Source organism: Neobacillus phoenicis (genome assembly GCF_047302305.1).
In the GTDB taxonomy this organism is placed as follows: domain Bacteria; phylum Bacillota; class Bacilli; order Bacillales; family Cytobacillaceae; genus Neobacillus.
This window is the reverse complement of record NZ_CP154847.1, coordinates 4,153,302-4,172,829: the sequence shown is the minus strand read 5'-3', so window position 1 is coordinate 4,172,829 and position 19,528 is coordinate 4,153,302. Positions and strand designations below refer to the sequence as shown.

At 39.2% G+C, this 19,528-nt stretch carries 18 protein-coding genes; 17 read left to right on the top strand and 1 reads right to left on the bottom strand.

The genetic code is table 11. The features are described 5' to 3' along the window. The first annotated feature begins 170 nt into the window (after positions 1–170). The 12 genes from coaBC (at position 171) to spoVM (ending at position 13,010) form a co-directional block, all read left to right on the top strand. The gene (coaBC, locus tag AA0X95_RS21390; RefSeq protein ID WP_413310150.1) at positions 171–1,379 is read left to right on the top strand and encodes a bifunctional phosphopantothenoylcysteine decarboxylase/phosphopantothenate--cysteine ligase CoaBC; all 1,209 of its coding nucleotides are present in this window, start codon (positions 171–173) and stop codon (positions 1,377–1,379) included. Continuing rightward, the gene (gene priA / locus AA0X95_RS21385) at positions 1,379–3,790 is read left to right on the top strand and encodes a primosomal protein N' (protein WP_413301382.1); all 2,412 of its coding nucleotides are present in this window, start codon (positions 1,379–1,381) and stop codon (positions 3,788–3,790) included. Before coaBC ends, priA begins: the two co-directional genes overlap by 1 nt. Before the next feature lie 58 nt (positions 3,791–3,848). Beyond that, complete coding sequence (def, locus tag AA0X95_RS21380; RefSeq protein ID WP_413301380.1) at positions 3,849–4,334, top strand: peptide deformylase; 486 nt, start codon at positions 3,849–3,851, stop codon at positions 4,332–4,334. Then, on the top strand, positions 4,331–5,275 hold the full coding sequence (fmt, locus tag AA0X95_RS21375; RefSeq protein WP_413301378.1) for a methionyl-tRNA formyltransferase: 945 nt from the start codon (positions 4,331–4,333) through the stop codon (positions 5,273–5,275). Before def ends, fmt begins: the two co-directional genes overlap by 4 nt. A 1-nt stretch (position 5,276) precedes the next feature. Next, positions 5,277–6,623, top strand: coding sequence for a 16S rRNA (cytosine(967)-C(5))-methyltransferase RsmB (gene rsmB / locus AA0X95_RS21370; protein ID WP_413301377.1), 1,347 nt, complete (start codon positions 5,277–5,279; stop codon positions 6,621–6,623). A gap of 45 nt (positions 6,624–6,668) precedes the next feature. After that, on the top strand, positions 6,669–7,760 hold the full coding sequence (gene rlmN, locus AA0X95_RS21365; protein ID WP_413301375.1) for a 23S rRNA (adenine(2503)-C(2))-methyltransferase RlmN: 1,092 nt from the start codon (positions 6,669–6,671) through the stop codon (positions 7,758–7,760). Positions 7,761–7,764: 4 nt separating this feature from the next. Continuing rightward, positions 7,765–8,517, top strand: coding sequence for a Stp1/IreP family PP2C-type Ser/Thr phosphatase (locus AA0X95_RS21360; RefSeq protein WP_413301373.1), 753 nt, complete (start codon positions 7,765–7,767; stop codon positions 8,515–8,517). Next, entirely contained in the window at positions 8,518–10,494 is a 1,977-nt protein-coding gene (gene pknB, locus AA0X95_RS21355) for a Stk1 family PASTA domain-containing Ser/Thr kinase (protein ID WP_413301371.1), read from the top strand. A gap of 98 nt (positions 10,495–10,592) precedes the next feature. Further along, positions 10,593–11,474, top strand: coding sequence for a ribosome small subunit-dependent GTPase A (gene rsgA / locus AA0X95_RS21350; RefSeq protein ID WP_413301369.1), 882 nt, complete (start codon positions 10,593–10,595; stop codon positions 11,472–11,474). A gap of 1 nt (position 11,475) precedes the next feature. Then, on the top strand, positions 11,476–12,120 hold the full coding sequence (rpe, locus tag AA0X95_RS21345) for a ribulose-phosphate 3-epimerase (RefSeq protein ID WP_413301367.1): 645 nt from the start codon (positions 11,476–11,478) through the stop codon (positions 12,118–12,120). Between the two features lie 54 nt (positions 12,121–12,174). Then, a complete protein-coding gene (locus tag AA0X95_RS21340; RefSeq protein ID WP_413301365.1) occupies positions 12,175–12,822 on the top strand; it encodes a thiamine diphosphokinase in 648 nt (215 codons plus the stop codon). A 104-nt stretch (positions 12,823–12,926) separates the two neighbouring features. Continuing rightward, positions 12,927–13,010: a stage V sporulation protein SpoVM gene (spoVM, locus tag AA0X95_RS21335; RefSeq protein ID WP_035445740.1), complete on the top strand. Its 84-nt coding sequence runs from the start codon at positions 12,927–12,929 to the stop codon at positions 13,008–13,010. Positions 13,011–13,220: 210 nt separating this feature from the next. On the opposite strand, the gene rpmB is transcribed toward spoVM, so the two are convergent. Then, complete coding sequence (gene rpmB, locus AA0X95_RS21330) at positions 13,221–13,409, bottom strand: 50S ribosomal protein L28 (RefSeq protein ID WP_149869555.1); 189 nt, start codon at positions 13,407–13,409, stop codon at positions 13,221–13,223. Between the two features lie 291 nt (positions 13,410–13,700). On the opposite strand from rpmB, the gene AA0X95_RS21325 reads away from it, so the two are divergent. The 5 genes from AA0X95_RS21325 (at position 13,701) to recG (ending at position 19,505) form a co-directional block, all read left to right on the top strand. Beyond that, on the top strand, positions 13,701–14,063 hold the full coding sequence (locus AA0X95_RS21325) for an Asp23/Gls24 family envelope stress response protein (RefSeq protein WP_144548976.1): 363 nt from the start codon (positions 13,701–13,703) through the stop codon (positions 14,061–14,063). Positions 14,064–14,101: 38 nt separating this feature from the next. After that, a complete protein-coding gene (locus AA0X95_RS21320; protein WP_413301362.1) occupies positions 14,102–15,781 on the top strand; it encodes a DAK2 domain-containing protein in 1,680 nt (559 codons plus the stop codon). Positions 15,782–15,892: 111 nt separating this feature from the next. Then, positions 15,893–16,555 (top strand): L-serine ammonia-lyase, iron-sulfur-dependent subunit beta, encoded by a 663-nt coding sequence (gene sdaAB, locus AA0X95_RS21315; protein ID WP_413301360.1) that lies wholly within the window; start codon positions 15,893–15,895, stop codon positions 16,553–16,555. 21 nt (positions 16,556–16,576) lie between these two features. Beyond that, on the top strand, positions 16,577–17,473 hold the full coding sequence (gene sdaAA, locus AA0X95_RS21310; protein WP_413301358.1) for an L-serine ammonia-lyase, iron-sulfur-dependent, subunit alpha: 897 nt from the start codon (positions 16,577–16,579) through the stop codon (positions 17,471–17,473). Beyond that, entirely contained in the window at positions 17,457–19,505 is a 2,049-nt protein-coding gene (gene recG, locus AA0X95_RS21305; protein WP_413301356.1) for an ATP-dependent DNA helicase RecG, read from the top strand. Before sdaAA ends, recG begins: the two co-directional genes overlap by 17 nt. The last annotated feature ends 23 nt before the right edge of the window (positions 19,506–19,528 follow it).

The window sequence follows — 19,528 nt, the reverse complement described above, 5'->3', positions numbered from 1 at the left end:
CGGAAAGCGAAGTGCCTGGAACGGAAATCAACAGACTTATGTAACAGAGCTATTAATGTAAAAGTTGAATTTTGTCGACATACAGTAGGAAAAAGATGAAAAAATGTTACGATTACAGCATAATAAAAGGTAAAGATTATTGGACGGACAAGAAATGGGGGATTTGGGTCATGGTAAAGGATAAGAAAATTTTATTATGTGTAACAGGAGGAATTGCAGTCTATAAAGCAGCAGCCTTAACAAGTAAACTTGTTCAAGCTGGAGCACATGTAAAAGTCATTTTAAGTGAATCTGCTGAAAAGTTTGTTACCTCATTAACCTTTCAAGCACTTTCCCGCAATGAGGTATATACAAACACCTTCGATGAAAAAAATCCGCAGGTTATTGCCCATATTGATTTAGCAGACTGGGCTGATTTAATTTTAGTTGCACCGGCAACGGCTAATACCATCGCAAAATTAGCTCACGGTGTTGCTGACAATATGATCACCACGACGCTGCTAGCCGCAACTTCACCCGTTTGGATTGCTCCAGCAATGAATGTACATATGTACGACCATCCAGCTGTGAAAAAAAATATAGCCACATTAGCTGATTATGGATATCAATTTATAGAACCGAGTGAAGGCTATCTGGCTTGTGGATATGTTGGAAAAGGAAGACTTGAAGAACCAGAAAAAATGGTTGAACTAGTCCAAGCTTTTTTTAGAAAAGAAGGATTAAAGCTACAAGGCAAAACCGTCTTAATTACTGCAGGACCAACCCGTGAAAAAATTGACCCTGTACGTTTTATTTCTAATCATTCAACTGGAAAAATGGGCTATGCACTTGCAGAAGCGGCAAAGAGACAAGGGGCACGGGTCATCTTAGTTTCAGGTCCAGTCCAGTTACCTGCACCTGCTGGAATGGAAGTGGTCAACATCGAAAGTGCAGAGGAAATGTATCATGCCGTGATGAACCACTATGACAGTGTCGATGTTGTAATAAAGACGGCAGCTGTAGCCGATTATCGCCCTAAAACAACTTATGACCACAAAGTGAAGAAGCAGGAAGGTGACGCGAGTATTGAGTTGGAAAGAACAAAAGATATACTTTCTGAGTTAGGTAAAAGGAAAAAGCATCAAATATTAGTTGGGTTTGCCGCAGAGACCAATCATATTGAAGAATATGCCACCAAAAAATTAAACAAAAAAAATGCAGATATCATTGTCGCTAACAATGTGAAGACAGAGGGTGCAGGGTTCGGAACAGATACGAATATTGTGACGCTCTTTAACCGTTCCGGAACGGTTACTGAATTACCTCTCATGTCAAAACAGGCTGTAGCTGAAAAGATTATTGACGAAATTACTTCTCTTATAGAAGGATCTGGAAAATAATGAATATTGCTAGTGTTATTGTTGATGTCCCAACGAAACAAACGGATAAGACCTTCGATTATTTAATTCCGAAAGAATGGATAGGGACCATTCAACCAGGGATGAGGGTAATTGTCCCTTTCGGTCCGAGAAATATCCAAGGATTTGTTATGGGCATTAAAGCTGAATCAGGATTTAAAAAGTTAAGAGAAATTATTGAACCAATGGACCTCGAACCCGTGTTAAATCATGAATTAGTAGAGCTCGGTGACTGGCTCACAGAAAATACACTTTGCTTTAAAATTTCTGCCTTTCAGGTCATGCTGCCTGCAGCATTAAAAGCAAAGTATGAAAAAAAAGTGAAGCTTGCTTCGAGTGCAAGGGTTTCTGACCTTCCGATACATCTTCAGAATCTGTTTAAAAACGATGGGATGGTCAAGTGGGAAGATGCTATATCTACTGGAGTTTTACCTGTCTTGCAGCGTGAAGCAGCCAAACACAATCTTGAAGTAATTTACGAAGTCAAAGAACGAGTACGAAAAAAACAAATAAAGTTTGTTCGCCCTCTTGTGTCTCTTGAGGAATTGAAGGAAGAAGCAAATCGTTTATCTGCTCGAGCTGAAAAGCAAAAGCAAGTATTACACTATTTTGTTGAGAATTTTGATGCGGTCGAGTTACGGAAGTTAACAGCAGAAATAAATACCACTTCCACTACCATTAAAGCCCTGGTTGATAAGCAGCTACTTACAGAGTTTGATATGGAGGTTTATCGGGATCCTTATGAAAATCGATCCTTCGAACGAACTAAACCATTACCTCTAACTCCTTCACAGCAAACAGCCATTGAACCGATTTTAGATTCTATTGAGAATAAAAAGCATGAAGTATTTCTCCTCTATGGTGTTACAGGAAGTGGGAAAACGGAAATATACTTACAATCCATACAGGAAGTAATTGAAAAAGGACAAGAAGCCATTGTTCTTGTTCCAGAAATTGCACTCACCCCTCAAATGGTTAATAGGTTTAAGGGGAGGTTCGGGGATTTAGTTGCGGTATTGCACAGTGGGTTATCAGCTGGTGAAAAATACGATGAATGGCGAAAGATTCAACGTAAGGAGGTAAAAGTGGTTGTTGGAGCTCGTTCGGCTATCTTTGCTCCCTTTGAAAACCTTGGAATTATTATAATTGATGAAGAGCATGAAACGAGTTATAAGCAGGAAGAAATGCCAAGATATCATGCAAGAGACGTGGCCGTTCAAAGAGCGAAGACATACAACTGTCCTGTTGTCCTTGGCAGTGCCACCCCATCCCTCGAAACATTCGCAAGAGCACAAAAAAAGGTGTACCACCTATTGTCGCTACCGAGTCGTATGAATAACCAATCACTTCCATCTGTCGATATTATTGATATGCGCGAGGAGCTTCGAGAGGGGAACCGGTCAATGTTTTCCAGAAAGCTGTTTGAAAAGCTTCAAGACCGAATTGAGAAGAAGCAGCAATCTGTCTTATTTTTAAATAAGCGGGGGCATTCATCCTTTGTTATGTGTCGGGATTGTGGGTATGTCATGAATTGTCCATACTGCGATATTTCACTTACCTACCATCGGGTAAATGAGCAAATGAAATGCCATTATTGTGGTTATGAAACGTATGTTCCAAGGAATTGCCCTGAATGTTCAAGTGAGTATATCCGCTATTTTGGAACGGGCACACAAAAGGTTGAGGAAGAGCTAGGGAAAATTATGCCCGAAGCAAGAATCATTAGGATGGATGTGGACACAACTGGAAGAAAGGGAGCACACGAAAGGTTACTAAAGGACTTTCAGGATGGAAAAGCAGATATTTTATTAGGCACTCAAATGATTGCAAAAGGGCTTGATTTTCCAAATATCACACTAGTTGGTGTACTTTCTGCAGATACCATGCTCCATTTACCAGATTTTCGGGCCTCTGAAAAAACCTTTCAACTGTTAACCCAAGTAAGTGGGAGGGCTGGGCGCCACCAATTGCCAGGGGAGGTTATTATTCAAACTTATACACCGGAACACTACAGTGTGGAGTTGGCAGGTACGCAGGATTATGATCTATTTTATCAGCGTGAAATGATGATTCGTAAAACTCACCATTACCCGCCGTTTTATTACCTCTCACTCATTACTATCAGTCATGAGCAGTTAATCACAGTAGTATCAGCGACAGAGAAAATTGTAAACTATGTCCGCTCACAGCTTTCAAAGGAAGCAGTAGTTTTGGGACCTGCGGCTTCACCGATCCCTAGGATTAATAATAGATATCGCTATCAATGTCTGATAAAATACAAACGGGAACCGAACATGACAAAAACGTTAAAAACGATTCTAGATCAATATCAAATTGATACAAAGAGTGGTTTACAGGTTTCTATTGATGTCAACCCGTTTATCTTAATGTAAACTGGGTGAAAATAATAATAAAAGAATGCCCTCTAATGGGCATAACGGAGGAACTAACTTGGCAGTAAGAAAAGTAGTTATTCATCCTGCAGAGATTCTCGAGCAGAATTGTGAGGCAGTGGTGAATTTTGATAAGAAGCTAGCGAAAATACTTGATGATATGTATGACACGATGATTGAATATGACGGAGTGGGTCTTGCCGCACCACAAATAGGATTGAATGCACGTATTGCAATTGTTGATATTGATGATGAATTAGGGACCATTGAGATGATTAATCCCCGTGTTCTAGAAACATCGGGGGAACAGACAGGTCCAGAAGGCTGTTTAAGTTTCCCAGGATTATTTGGTGAGGTAACAAGGCCTAATTTTGTTAAGATAGAAGCATTTGATCGAAAAGGCAGGAAATATACTTTAGAAGCAGAAGAATTCCTGGCTAGAGCGATTCAACATGAAATCGACCATCTTAACGGAGTATTATTTACATCAAAGGTTACAAGATACCTTGAGGAAGATGAGTTAAAAGGAGTAGAAAGTGAATGACGAAAATTGTTTTTATGGGTACCCCGGATTTTTCCGTCCCTGTTCTTCAAAAAATTATTGAGGACGGCTATGAGGTAATAGGCGTAGTCACTCAGCCTGACAGACCGGTAGGAAGAAAAAAGGTGTTAACCCCACCTCCTGTTAAAGTGGAAGCCATGAAACATGGCATCCCCGTTTTCCAACCAGAAAAAATCCGTCAAGAAGAAGAGCTTAGTAAAATTCTTTCCTTAGAGCCGGATCTTATTGTTACAGCTGCTTTTGGTCAAATTCTGCCTAAAAAGCTGTTGGATGCTCCTAAATACGGCTGTATAAATGTACATGCATCACTACTGCCAGAGCTTCGCGGCGGCGCCCCAATCCACTACGCAATCATTCAAGGGAAAAAGAAAACCGGTGTGACAATTATGTATATGGTAGAAAAATTAGATGCTGGGGATATTTTAACAACTGTGGAGGTTCCAATTACTGAAAAGGATAATGTAGGAACCCTACATGACAAGTTAAGTGCAGCGGGATCAAAGTTGTTATCTGAAACTTTGCCACTTCTATTAGATGGAAAGCTTACCCCTCAGCCTCAAAACGAGGAACAGGCTACATTTGCATCCAATATTAAACGTGAGCAGGAAAAGATTGATTGGAGCCAGACAGGGGAACAAATTTATAACCATATTCGTGGTTTAAACCCTTGGCCAGTAGCCTTTACCACAATAGAGGGGCAAGTAGTGAAAATTTGGCGAACCGAAAAAGTTGCTGGCACAAAGAGTAATGAGCCAGGAACAATTGTGAAAATTGAACCAGATGGATTAATTGTAAGTACAGGAAATGAAACGGCGATAAAAATCCTTGAGCTCCAGTCTTCAGGAAAAACCAAAATGATGAGTGAGCAATTTTTACGCGGTGCAGGTTCAAAAATTTCATTAGGCAGTAAGCTGGGAGAATAAAATGACATCAAAGAAAAATAATGTACGTGAAATTGCCTTGGACCTATTAACAACGATTGAGAAAAACCAATCATACAGTAATTTACTACTTAACACGACCATTGAAAAAAATGAGCTGTCTGCAAAAGATGTAGGATTACTAACAGAGTTAACCTATGGAACATTGCAACGAAAAATGGCTTTGGACTTCTATCTGAATCCGTTTATCAAAGATAATAAAAAATTAGCTGATTGGATTCATCATTTACTTAGACTTACGCTTTATCAGATGGTGTATCTCGATCGGATTCCAGATCGAGCAGCAATTTACGAAGCTGTAGATATTGCGAAAAAGCGAGGACATAAAGGAATTGCCAGTTTGGTAAATGGAGTTTTACGAAGTATACAAAGAAAAGGACTCCCTTCATTAAATGAAATTTCTGATCCAAACAAAAGATTAGCGATGGAAACAAGTCATCCAGAATGGCTCGTAACTAGATGGGTGAATCAATTCGGGTTTGATAAAACAAAAGAAATGTGTGAAATTAACTTAATAGCACCAATGCAAACAGCAAGAGTGAATCTGACAAAAATTTCGCGAGATGAATGTGTTGCTCTTTTAGAAGAGGATGGCTTTCAAATTGAAAAAAGTCCTATTATACCTGAAGCAATCAGATGTTTAAAGGGAAACTTAGCTTCTACGATTTCCTTTAAATACGGAATGTTTACCATTCAGGATGAAAGCTCCATGCTTGCTACTTACGCATTAGGGGCAGAGAAAAATGAGTTTGTCCTCGATGCTTGTGCAGCACCAGGTGGGAAAAGTACACATATTGCTGAAAAGATGAATAATACGGGTGAAGTGATCTCGGTTGATCTCCATCAGCATAAGGTTCGATTAATTAACGATAATGCACGCCGATTAGGGTTAGAAAATATTAAAACAAGTGTATCTGATTCTAGACATTTACAAGATAAGTTTAAGAATGTATTATTTGACCGCATTCTTCTCGATGCTCCCTGCTCTGGCCTTGGAGTGATGAGACGAAAGCCCGATATGAAATATACAAAAACTGAAAAAGATCTAGAGCGGTTGAGTATCATACAGCAGGATCTATTAAAGTCAGTATCACCTTTACTAAAAAAGGGTGGTATTCTTGTCTACAGTACATGTACAGTGGATAAAGAGGAGAATGAAAATACTGTAATGAAGTTCTTGGAGAATAATCCAGACTTTGAACCTGATTTAACTTTTAAAAATAGGATGCCGGAAGCTGTTCAACCATTCATAACAGGATATGATTTGCAAGTTTTTCCACAGGATTTTGGCTCAGACGGTTTTTATATTGCAGTACTAAAAAAAGTATAAGCGCCATAGGTGTGAAGTTAGACAATTGAAAGAAGGTGTAAACAGTTGGAACAATTAAATACAACTGAGAAGAAAACAACATTAGATAATAACCTGCCCTCCATCTATTCCTTGGAGCTTCATAAATTAAAGGAATGGTTATCAGAGAATGGAGAAAAGCCATTCCGTGCAGAGCAAATCTTCGATTGGCTTTACAAAAAAAGAATTACTTCTTTTGAAGACATGAGCAACTTAGGAAAAGGCTTAAGAGATAAACTAGCAAATCATTTTCAAATCACTACCTTAAATACGGTCATCCAACAGACTTCAGCTGATGGAACGATTAAGTTCTTATTTGAACTTCATGATGGATATTCGATTGAAACCGTTCTGATGCGACATGATTACGGGAACTCCGTTTGTGTTACAACTCAGGTTGGCTGTCGAATTGGCTGTACTTTTTGTGCATCGACCTTAGGTGGATTGAAAAGGCATTTAGAAGCAGGCGAGATTGTTGCCCAAGTAGTTAAAGTACAACAGGCACTTGATGAAACAGAGGAACGTGTAAGCTCTGTGGTCATTATGGGTATTGGTGAACCATTTGATAACTATGAGAATATGATGTCATTTCTAAAAATAATCAATCATGATAAAGCACTAAATATCGGAGCACGGCATATTACCGTTTCGACTAGTGGAATTGTACCTAAAATTTATCAGTTTGCTGATGAAGATTTGCAGATTAATTTTGCTATTTCACTACATGCTCCGAATACGGAATTACGTTCAAGGTTAATGCCAATCAACAAAGCCTATAAACTTGATGACTTAATGAAAGCAGTACGATATTATATCGATAAGACAGGTCGTCGAATTAGCTTTGAATACGGTCTTTTTGGCGGAGTAAATGATTCCACAGAGCATGCAGAGGAATTGGCAACTCTTTTAAATGGGGTTAAATGCCATGTGAATCTTATTCCAGTCAATTATGTCCCTGAAAGGGATTATGTTCGTACTCCAAGGGACAAAATTTTTGCTTTTGAAAAAACACTTAAAAAACGTGGTATTAATGTGACTATTCGCCGAGAGCAGGGGTCAGATATTGCTGCAGCATGTGGACAACTTCGTGCAAAGGAGCGAAAAGAGGAGACGAGGTAAATATATGAAAGCAGTTTTCGTGACAGATAGAGGAAAAGTACGACTTCATAATGAAGATGCTGGTGGAGTTTTTGTTAACCTGGATGGTGACCGCCTTGCCATTGTTGCAGATGGGATGGGGGGTCACCGTGCTGGTGATGTTGCCAGTGAAATGACAATCACACAATTAAAAAGTGAATGGGAAGCTTCAAAAGGGATTTCTACTGCTGAGGAAGCCGAGCAATGGTTGAAGGCAAAAATAACAATAGTTAATCAAATACTGTTCGACCATGCGACGAATCATCCTGAATGTGATGGAATGGGTACAACAATCGTTGCGGCTATAGCCACTGATCGCTTTGCAACTTTAGCAAACATTGGAGACAGCCGTGGCTATATTTATAATGAATCTGGATTTAAACAGGTTACAGAAGACCATTCACTTGTAAATGAACTTGTGAGGTCTGGACAAATTTCGAAAGAAGATGCCGAACACCATCCAAGAAAAAATGTGTTACTCCGAGCTTTAGGAACAGAAAAAATGGTTGAGATGGATACTAAAACCATAATGTTCGAAGAAGGGGATATTATCCTTTTATGTTCAGATGGTCTTTCAAATAAAGTAAGTGAAAAAGAAATGGTGACCATTCTTTTAAATGAAGATCATTTAGAACAAAAAGCAGATTCACTTATCTCACTAGCCAACAACTACGGTGGAGAAGATAACATTACACTGGCTATTGTAGAGTTTAGTGATGTCAGCGAGGGTGATGCATAAATGATTATTGGAAAAAGATTAAGCGGCCGCTATAAAATCTTGGATATGGTTGGCGGAGGCGGAATGGCTAATGTTTATTTAGCGCACGATATGATTCTTGATCGTGATGTGGCTGTTAAAATGCTTCGCCTTGATTTTGCCAATGACGAGGAATTTATCCGGAGATTCCGTAGGGAAGCTCAATCAGCAACAAGCCTTGCACACCCTAATATTGTTAGTATTTACGATGTTGGCGAGGAAAATGATTTATATTATATTGTGATGGAATATGTGGATGGACAGACGTTAAAACAATACATACAGCAGAATTCTCCATTAAAAGTCGAGGATGCCATCGGGATCATGAGACAGTTAACTTCAGCCATTTCTCATGCTCATCAAAATCATATTATTCACCGTGATATTAAGCCTCATAATATTTTGATTGACCATGATGGGAATGTAAAGGTAACTGATTTTGGAATTGCTATGGCACTAAGTGCAACAAGCATCACACAGACTAATTCAGTCTTAGGCTCTGTTCATTATTTATCACCCGAGCAAGCTCGTGGTGGAATGGCAAATAGAAAGTCGGATATATATTCCTTAGGAATTGTTATGTTTGAATTGTTGACTGGCCGGCTCCCATTCTCGGGTGAATCAGCCGTATCCATCGCTTTAAAGCATCTCCAATCGGAAACACCTTCCGTTAGAAGGTGGAACTCAAACATTCCGCAAAGTGTGGAAAACATTGTTCTTAAGGCAACTGCCAAAGATCCCTTTCATCGGTATAACAGTGTAGAAGAAATGGAAGAGGACTTACGCACGGCGCTTGACCCTGAAAGAGTAAATGAAGCAAAGTTTGTTATTCCGATAGATAATGATGCTACGAAAGCGATTCCAGTTATAACAGATGATAAACCGCTTAAGAATCTGGATGAAACATTAGTTCATAGTAATGAGAAACCATTGACTGGTCCTAAGGCTGCTGTAAAGGAGGATTCCGGCAAAAAGAAACGAAAAAAGTGGCCGGTAATATTAATATCTACCTTTCTTGTATTAGCAATTCTTGGGTTACTAGCAATTACCTTTTTACCTGGATTATTATCTGCAAAGGATGTAAAAATCCCAGATGTTAGCGGAATGGAACTGGACGAAGCAATTTCCAAGCTTAAGCTAAGTGGGTTAGAAGTGGACAAAAAGATTGAAATCGAAGATGAAAACGTGGAAAAAGGAAAAGTGGTAAAGACTAATCCTGAAAGTGGCACGACAGTAAAGGAAGATTCAAAAATAAACCTATATATCAGTACGGGCAAAGAAAAATTTGAACTATCCGATTATGTGGGGCGGCAATATGAAGATGTCATTCGTTTGCTGGATAATTATAACTTCAAAGATATTAAGAAAATTGAGAAAAACGATGATAGTGAGCCAGGAACCATCATAAGTCAGAATCCTTCAGGTGGAGAAAAGGTTGTTCCTGAGGAAACCGAATTAGAGTTTGAAGTAAGTAAAGGGCCGGAAAAAATTGTATTAAAGGATTTAACACAATACAATTTAAAAGGAGCGCAAGATTATGCGGCTCTAGTAGGTTTGACCCTCGATGCTTCACAAGAAAAATATGATGATAATATCCCAGCAGGTATGGTCATATCCCAATCACCTGAACCAGGAACCGAGTTGAAAAAGGGAGACAAGGTGACGGTCGTGATATCAAAAGGGAAAGAAGATAAACCACCAAGAGAGGTCATCATTGACCTAGATATTCCTTTTGAGCCAGCAGTTCCAGGGGAGCCCGGTCAGAAGCAGCTTGTTACTATTTTAATTGAGGATATGAATCATAGTATGACAGAACCTGCAGAGACCTTCTATATTACGGAAAATACAAAAAAACAAATTAAATTGATGATTCCGTATGGGAAGAAAGCCGGCTACAAGGTCATTCGTGATTCAGAAGTTATTATTGATGAAAATAAAAACTACTCAGATGTGGAATAAAAGAAGCTAAATCTGCCTGTATAAAAATGAATGCGCTCGTACAGATTTTAAAGGGAAGCCAAACGATTTGTTTAGAATTAGAGGCAAGGAGTGTAGCTATGCCTGAAGGAAAAATTGTTAAAGCATTAAGTGGTTTTTATTATGTTCTTCATAATGAAAGACTGATCCAGTGTAGGGGAAGAGGCGTCTTTCGGAAAAACAAAATTACCCCACTTGTGGGAGATGAGGTCGTTTTTCAAGCGGAAAATGATTTAGAAGGATACATTTTAGAAGTTAAAGAGCGTAAAAATGAATTGGTGCGGCCACCCATTGCCAATGTTGATCAGGCTATTCTTGTGTTTTCGGCTGTTGAACCTGACTTTAGTACAGTCCTATTGGATAGGTTTCTAGTTTTAGTTGAGTATAATCACATCGAACCACTAATCTGTATTACAAAAATGGATTTAACAAATGAAGCGCAAGAACAGGTGATAGCTGAATTTGCAGAACACTATCGGAAAGCTGGTTATGAGGTAATTCTTACATCATCAGAAACAGAAATGGGGATTGAATTGTTAAATCCACATGTGGAGCATAAAATTTCTGTTTTTGCAGGTCAATCGGGGGTAGGTAAGTCTTCCTTATTAAATGTGCTGAGACCTGATTTAGAATTAAAAACAAATGATATTTCATCCCACCTAGGCCGAGGGAAGCATACAACAAGACATGTTGAACTAATTCAAATTGGCCAAGGTCTAATTGCAGATACACCAGGATTTAGCTCATTAGAATTTACAAACATTGAGGTAGAAGAGTTAACTTTTTGTTTTCCTGAGATACAAAGAGCTAGTGAGAATTGTAAGTTTAGAGGATGTTTGCATGTGACTGAGCCTAAATGTGCAGTAAAGTCAGGAGTTGAATCAGGTGAAATACCGGGATACCGGTATCAACATTATGTGGACTTCCTCCAAGAAATAAAAGATAGAAAGCCGAGGTACTAACATGGTGAAAATAGCACCCTCAATTCTTTCAGCTGATTTTTCTAAATTAGGAGAAGAGGTTTTAGCTGTTGAGAAAGGAGGAGCTGACTACATTCATATTGATGTCATGGATGGTCATTTTGTACCCAATATTACAATTGGTCCACTTATAGTGGAAGCGATTCGACCAGTCACAAAATTGCCGCTTGATGTCCATTTAATGATTCAAAATCCTGATCCGTATATAGAAGCGTTTGCTAAAGCGGGAGCTGACTATATAACTGTTCATGTGGAAGCATGTCGTCATCTCCACCGTACCATCCAGAGTATTAAATCATTTGGAATCAAGGCAGGGGTGGTCTTAAATCCAGCGACCCCAGTTGAGACCATCCAACATATTATTAGCGACATTGATATGGTGTTATTAATGTCAGTCAATCCAGGGTTTGGGGGACAAAGATTCATCCCAGAGGTCCTTCCTAAAATCAAAAAAGTAAAAGCGTTATCTGAGCAAAAAGGGGTAGATATCGAAATCGAAATTGATGGCGGTGTCAACCCTGAAACAGCAAAGGATTGCATTGAAGCAGGGGCAACTGTTCTCGTCGCAGGATCAGCAGTATATAATCAACCTGACTATGCTAAAGCAATCTCATTAATAAGAGGCTAAAAAAAGAGGTTGACACAGTCAGCCTCTTTCCTTATAAAAAAGGGGATTTTATTTATGATTATTAACATCCTTGCAGGAGGTCCGGAAGAACTGCTCCCAGATTTAGCAGAATATATTGAAGATAACAGCATTTGGATTGGCGTTGACCGCGGAGTATATCATCTACTTAACAGAAACATTCATCCAACGATTGCTTTTGGTGACTTCGATTCTGTTTCACAGGAAGAATGGAAATTCATCCAAGAACAGGTTTCGGAACTAAAGCAATTTAAACCGGAAAAAGACGAAACCGATATGGAACTAGCCCTCAATTGGGCATTAGAACAGATTCCTGAGGCAATCCGCCTATTTGGTGCAACAGGCGGAAGGCTGGACCACTTATTAGCAAATGTACACCTTCTACTGAACCCATTGAAAACAAAAAGTTCCGTACAAGTAACCTTGATTGACCGCCATAACATGGTATTTTTAAAAGAACCAGGACACTATTCCATTGAAAAAAGGCAACGAGAAAAATATATTTCTTTTATTCCATTAACCCTTGATGTAACTGATCTCACACTCGAAGGCTTTAAATTTCCATTGAAAAACCGGCATATTTCACTTGGATCGACACTATGTATTAGTAATGAACTTATTAGTGATTATGGTACTTTTTCATTTTCCGAAGGCATATTAATAGTGATAAGAAGTCACGATTAATAGGCAGAACTATTAGGTACTGATTTCGTTCGTTAGAATAAACTGTTAGGGCGTACGAAAAAAGTTAGATTAAATAAGCTGGGAGATTTGTGAGGAGGGACAGTATGAAATTTTATACAATTAAACTGCCAAAATTTTTAGGCGGACTAGTCCGAGCGATGATTGGGGCATTTAAAAAGAATGAATAGAAATATATAAAAGTACAGGAATGGTATCGTTTTTCAAAAATAACCTTTTTTTGGCACCCTCATTATTTGGGTGCTTTTTATTTTCTTAATTGGGAATATTAAAGGAATGAGTTACATTTGTACTTTTTTGTTCAAATTCTTAAATTCTTAGTCAAATCCCATTTGGGCAAAAAGAAAGAGCATCCAAACATAGGATGCTCAGGTCCTTTATTATACGCGTTCTACTTTACCTGCTCTTAACGCTCTTGCAGAAACCCAAACACGCTTAGGCTTTCCATCAACAAGAATACGTACTTTTTGTAGGTTAGCACCCCATGTACGCTTGTTTGCGTTCATAGCGTGTGAACGTGCGTTACCAGTTGTTGTTTTCTTTCCAGTTACTACACATTTACGTGGCATAATGATTTCCCTCCTTAACTACCAAAAGGCTTTATACAGCGATCTTTAAGATGCTCATCTGGATATAGAAAATTGACTAACCAAATTTTCTAGTCTTGAGATACCTTAATAATTTATCACACAACCCAATTGAATGCAATAGTTGTGTACAAACCTTTCAAGAAAAAAACCTTGACATAGGTATTAATTAAATGCTCTTATATTAAACAGGCAAGTATGACTTTCAATATTGGGTTGACTATAGTAAAATGACTGTAGTCAAGGAGCAATTTTCCAAAGGGGGAACGATTCATGTCCATCGAATTAAAAACTAAGTACGGACAAATTGATATTTCAAACGAAGTAATCGCTACCATTGCCGGAGGAGCAGCTATCGAATGCTATGGTATCGTCGGTATGGCCTCTAAAAATCAAATTAAAGATGGGATTACGGAAATACTACGAAAAGAAAACTTTACTCGAGGCGTAATTGTGCGCCAGGAAAATGAGGCATTACATATTGATATGTACATTATTGTTAGCTATGGAACGAAGATTTCCGAAATTGCCCACAACGTGCAATCAAAGGTTAAATATACCCTCGATAAGACAGTTGGACTTGCCGTTGACTCGGTAAATATTTACGTTCAGGGAGTTCGAGTAACGAATCCGTAAGTTCGTACTGCGAACCGCAAGTAGAGGAGGAAAATTTTGTGTCAATAACAGCATTAGATGGAAAACGTTTTGCCGAAATGGTAATTCAAGGTGCAAATCATTTAGCAGCAAATGCAAAAATGGTTGATGCCTTGAACGTTTTTCCTGTGCCCGACGGTGATACTGGAACAAATATGAACTTATCAATGACCTCCGGGGCGAAGGAAGTAAAAAATAATGTTCAGGAACATATTGGTAAAGTTGGAGTGTCCCTTTCAAAAGGGTTACTAATGGGAGCACGCGGAAATTCTGGAGTTATTCTTTCTCAGTTATTCCGTGGCTTTTCTAAAGCAGTTGAATCGAAAGCGGAGATTTCCGCGAAAGATTTTGCGCAGGCATTAGATGCAGGTGTTGAAACAGCTTATAAAGCTGTAATGAAGCCCGTTGAAGGAACGATCCTAACAGTCGCGAAGGATTCAGCTAAGAAAGGTGTTCAAGCTTCCCAAAAATCCAATGATATTATTGCGGTCATGGAAGAAGTGGTGAAAGAAGCAAAAGCTTCTTTAAAGCGTACGCCTGATTTACTGCCTGTATTAAAAGAAGTAGGTGTTGTAGATAGTGGCGGACAAGGACTTGTTTTCGTTTACGAAGGCTTCCTTGCAGTTTTAAAGGGTGAAAAGCTTCCTGAATCTCCAATTACTCCTTCAATGGACGAAATGGTTAATGCGGAGCATCATAAAAGTGTCCAGAGTCATATGAATACTGCGGATATTGAATTTGGATATTGTACAGAATTCATGGTAAGATTTGAAGCTGATAAGGTGACCAAGCATCCATTCGATGAAGGTAATTTCCGTAATGACCTAAGTAAGTTAGGTGATTCTTTATTAGTTATTGCTGATGAAGACGTGGTAAAGGTGCATATCCATTCTGAACAGCCTGGTGAAGTATTAACCTACGGACAAAAGTACGGGAATTTAATTAATATGAAGATTGAAAATATGCGTCAGCAGCATTCAAATATTGTTGGTGATACCCATACTGCATCGGGTACAAATCTTTCGGAAGCTCCAAAGGAACTTCAAGAATACGGTATTGTTACAGTATCTATGGGGTCAGGAATTGCGGAATTATTTAAAAGTATAGGTGCACATGCTGTCATTGAAGGCGGACAGACGATGAATCCGAGCACGGAAGATATCGTGAAGGCCGTTAAGGAAGTCAATGCAAAAAAGGTATTTATCTTACCTAATAACAAAAATATTATTATGGCTGCTCAGCAGGCAGCTGATGTTTCAGACGAAGAAATTTATGTGATCCCATCTAAAACGGTTCCTCAAGGACTTTCAGCATTGTTAGCTTTTAATCCTTCAACAGATGTGAGGGCTAATGAGTCTGCCATGATGGATGCCCTACAGCATGTTAAAACGGGACAAATTACGTTCGCTGTTCGTGACACGCAAATTGATGGCTTAGAAATTGAAAAAGATGATTTCATGGGTATCTCTGAGGGGAAAATTGTTATAAAAAACAAAGACAAAGAAAACGCAGCTAAAGACCTGCTTTCTCAAATGCTAGACGAAGATTCAGAAATCCTGACCATTATCTATGGTGAGGATGTTACAGAGGAAGAAGTAACCAGTCTTACACAATTTGTGGAAGAAAACTTTGCTGATGTTGAAATAGAAGTACATAATGGTGGGCAGCCATTATATTCTTTTATCTTTTCAATTGAATAAGGAACGGCTAAAATAGAAGGGGTAACCCTTCTTTTTTTTGATATAAGTGTCGTTTAATAAATTTCAGAGTAATGTTTTAGAGATAGATTAAGGCAAAGGGAGAGAATGCATGTGAAGTATAGAAGTGTGTTCGACATTATTGGTCCGGTTATGATAGGTCCATCCAGTTCACATACGGCAGGGGCCGCGAGAATAGGTCGTGTGGCAAGAAGTTTATTTGGCAGAGAACCAAAATGGGCAAATATCTCATTGTATGGATCCTTTGCAAAAACGTATAAAGGTCATGGAACAGATGTAGCCATTGTTGGTGGATTATTAGACTTTGATACAGATGATAAAAGAATTATAAATGCGATTGATATCGCAGAAGATAGAGGCATGAAATTACGTTTTATAGAAGAAGATGCTGTGACAGATCATCCAAATACAGCTAGAATCTTCATTGGCGATCATGATGGGGAACTAGAGTTAGTAGGAATCTCAATAGGCGGTGGAAAAATTGAGATTACTGAGCTTAATGGCTTTGAACTAAAGTTATCAGGAAACCATCCTGCAATTCTTGTTGTTCATAACGACCGTTTTGGAGCCATTGCTGCTGTTTCCAACACTCTTGCTAAATATGAAATAAATATTGGTCACATGGAGGTATCCCGAAAAGAAAAAGGGAAACTTGCACTGATGACGATTGAAGTAGATCAAAATATGGATAATAGCATTTTACTAGAACTTGAACAGCTTCCAAATATATTAAAAGTAACCAAAATTGTAGATTAACAACTAGAGGGGGGAAGATAAGTGTTTCGTAATGTTGCTGAATTAGTTGAACTTGCCAATAGTCAAAATAAAAAAATCTCAGAAATTATGATTGAACAGGAAGTTTCCGTTACTGGCCGTACAAGAGAAGAAGTCTTTGCATTTATGGACCGAAATCTAAAAGTGATGGAAGAAGCTGTTGAAAGAGGGATAAAAGGTGTTTCCTCTCACTCTGGATTAACCGGAGGCGATGCGGTTCTTTTACAAAAGTATATTGAAAAGGGAAATTTCTTATCAGGAGAAACGATTCTGGATGCAGTAAGTAAAGCTGTCGCTACGAATGAAGTGAATGCAGCAATGGGAACCATCTGTGCTACACCAACGGCAGGTTCTGCAGGGGTAGTTCCAGGAACCTTATTTGCTGTTCAAAGGAAGCTTAAGCCAACTCGGGAGCAAATGATTTCCTTTCTATTTACTGCAGGAGCATTTGGGTTTGTCGTTGCAAATAATGCTTCTATCTCAGGTGCTGCTGGAGGCTGTCAGGCGGAAGTTGGATCAGCTGCTGGAATGGCTGCTGCTGCGATTGTTGAACTGGCAGGCGGTACCCCGGAGCAATGTGCAGAAGCGATGGCCATTACACTAAAGAACATGCTTGGTTTAGTTTGTGACCCAGTTGCAGGGCTTGTAGAGGTTCCGTGTGTGAAACGTAATGCGATGGGTGCTGCAAATGCGATGGTTGCAGCCGATATGGCATTAGCAGGTATTACAAGCCGCATTCCATGTGATGAGGTCATTGATGCTATGTACAAAATTGGTCAATCGATGCCAACTGGACTAAAAGAAACAGCGCAGGGAGGGTTGGCGGCTACACCGACAGGTCGAAGACTCGAGGCGAAGATTTTCGGTATACCGCTCAAAGAAAGTGAATCCAAATCTTAACCAATCAATAACAGTCTTAAAGGGCATTGGTGAAGAAACTGCTGAAATCTTCTCAGAAATGAAGATTTTTACGATTCAAGATTTACTTGAGTATTTTCCATATCGTTATGAAGATTATTCATTAAAAGAACTGACGGAAGTACAGCATGATGAGAAAGTAACGGTCGAAGGGAAGGTTCATAGCGAGCCTTCTCTTGTCTATTATGGCAGGAAGAAATCTAAATTAACGTTCCGTCTTTTTGTTGGATCGTACTTAATTAAAGTAGTTTTTTTTAACCAGCCCTATTTAAAAAATAAAATATTAATGAACGAAACAATAACAGTAACGGGAAAATGGGATGCACATCGGCAAACCATCACAGCCAATGAGATGCAGGCAGGACCAAATGCAAAAACAAAAGACTTTGAACCCGTATACTCATTGAGAGGGAAGTTAACAACCAAGGGAATGCGGAAATTTATTCACCTCGCCTTCCAACAATACGGGGGAGATCTTGAGGAGAATCTTCCTGCTTCTTTTCTAAAACAGTATCGTCTATTGGGCAGGCAGGAAGCCTTGAAAGTTATGCATTTCCCAAATAGCCCGGAGGAAGTGAAGCAAGCAAGACGTCGTTTTGTTTATGAAGAGTTCCTCTTATTTCAATTGAAAATGCAGGCATTGAGGAAATTTGAGAGGGAGCACTCTCCAGGTGTTGAACAAAACTATGATTTAACTAAAGTGAAGAAGTTTATTGACAATCTTCCCTTTCCATTAACCAATGCTCAAATACGAGTGGTTAATGAAGTGTTAGCGGAGTTAAAATCTCAATTCCGTATGAACCGACTTTTACAGGGAGATGTAGGGTCAGGTAAAACAGTCGTTGCTGCAATTGGTTTATATGCAAGTGTAACAGCTGGTTATCAAGGGGCGCTTATGGTCCCAACTGAAATATTAGCAGAACAGCATGCAGAATCTTTAAAGAAGTTATTAGAACCCTTTAAGGTGAAATGCGAGCTATTAACGAGCTCGGTTAAAGGAAAACACAGGAGGGAAATCCTGCAAGCATTAGCCGAAGGTAAAGTAGATATATTAATTGGTACACATGCATTAATTCAAGATGAGGTTATTTTTAAGAAGCTTGGTTTTGTTATTACCGATGAACAACATCGTTTTGGTGTGGAGCAGCGAAGAGTCTTGAGGGAAAAAGGAGAAAATCCGGACGTACTCTTTATGACAGCCACTCCGATTCCTCGGACATTGGCGATCACGGTCTTTGGTGAGATGGATGTTTCCATTATTGATGAGATGCCAGCGGGAAGAAAGGCAATTGAAACTTACTGGGCCAAACCAGAAATGCTAGAGCGTGTACTTTCCTTCGTCGAAAAAGAATTAAGGAAGGGCCATCAAGCCTATGTAATATGCCCGTTAATTGAGGAATCGGACAAGCTTGATGTACAAAATGCAATTGATGTGCATACTACATTAAACCACTATTTTCAGGACCGTTATAAAGTGGGACTCATGCATGGACGCTTAAGCTCAGAAGAAAAGGATTCAGTAATGAAAGCCTTTAGTATGAATGAAGTGCAGGTGCTCGTTTCAACTACTGTGGTAGAAGTAGGAGTAAATGTACCGAATGCAACGATGATGGTTATTTATGATGCTGAAAGATTTGGATTATCCCAGCTCCACCAACTTCGTGGCCGTGTAGGGCGTGGTAGTGATCAGTCGTATTGTATTTTACTCGCAAGTCCAAAGTCAGAAGTCGGTCAAGAGCGAATGAGGATTATGACTGAGACGAACGACGGATTTGTCCTTAGTGAGAAGGACCTTGAATTAAGAGGACCCGGTGACTTTTTTGGCCGAAAACAAAGCGGAGTACCTGAATTTAAAGTTGCGGATATGGTTCATGATTATAGAGCGCTAGAAACAGCTAGAAGCGATGCTGCTATGCTAATCCAGTCGGATGCATTTTGGACAGCCCCGGATTATAAGTATTTAAGAGAAAAGTTGGAAGAATCCGGAGTGTTAGAAGGAGAAAAGCTGGATTAGAGCATTGAACTAATTTGAAAGCA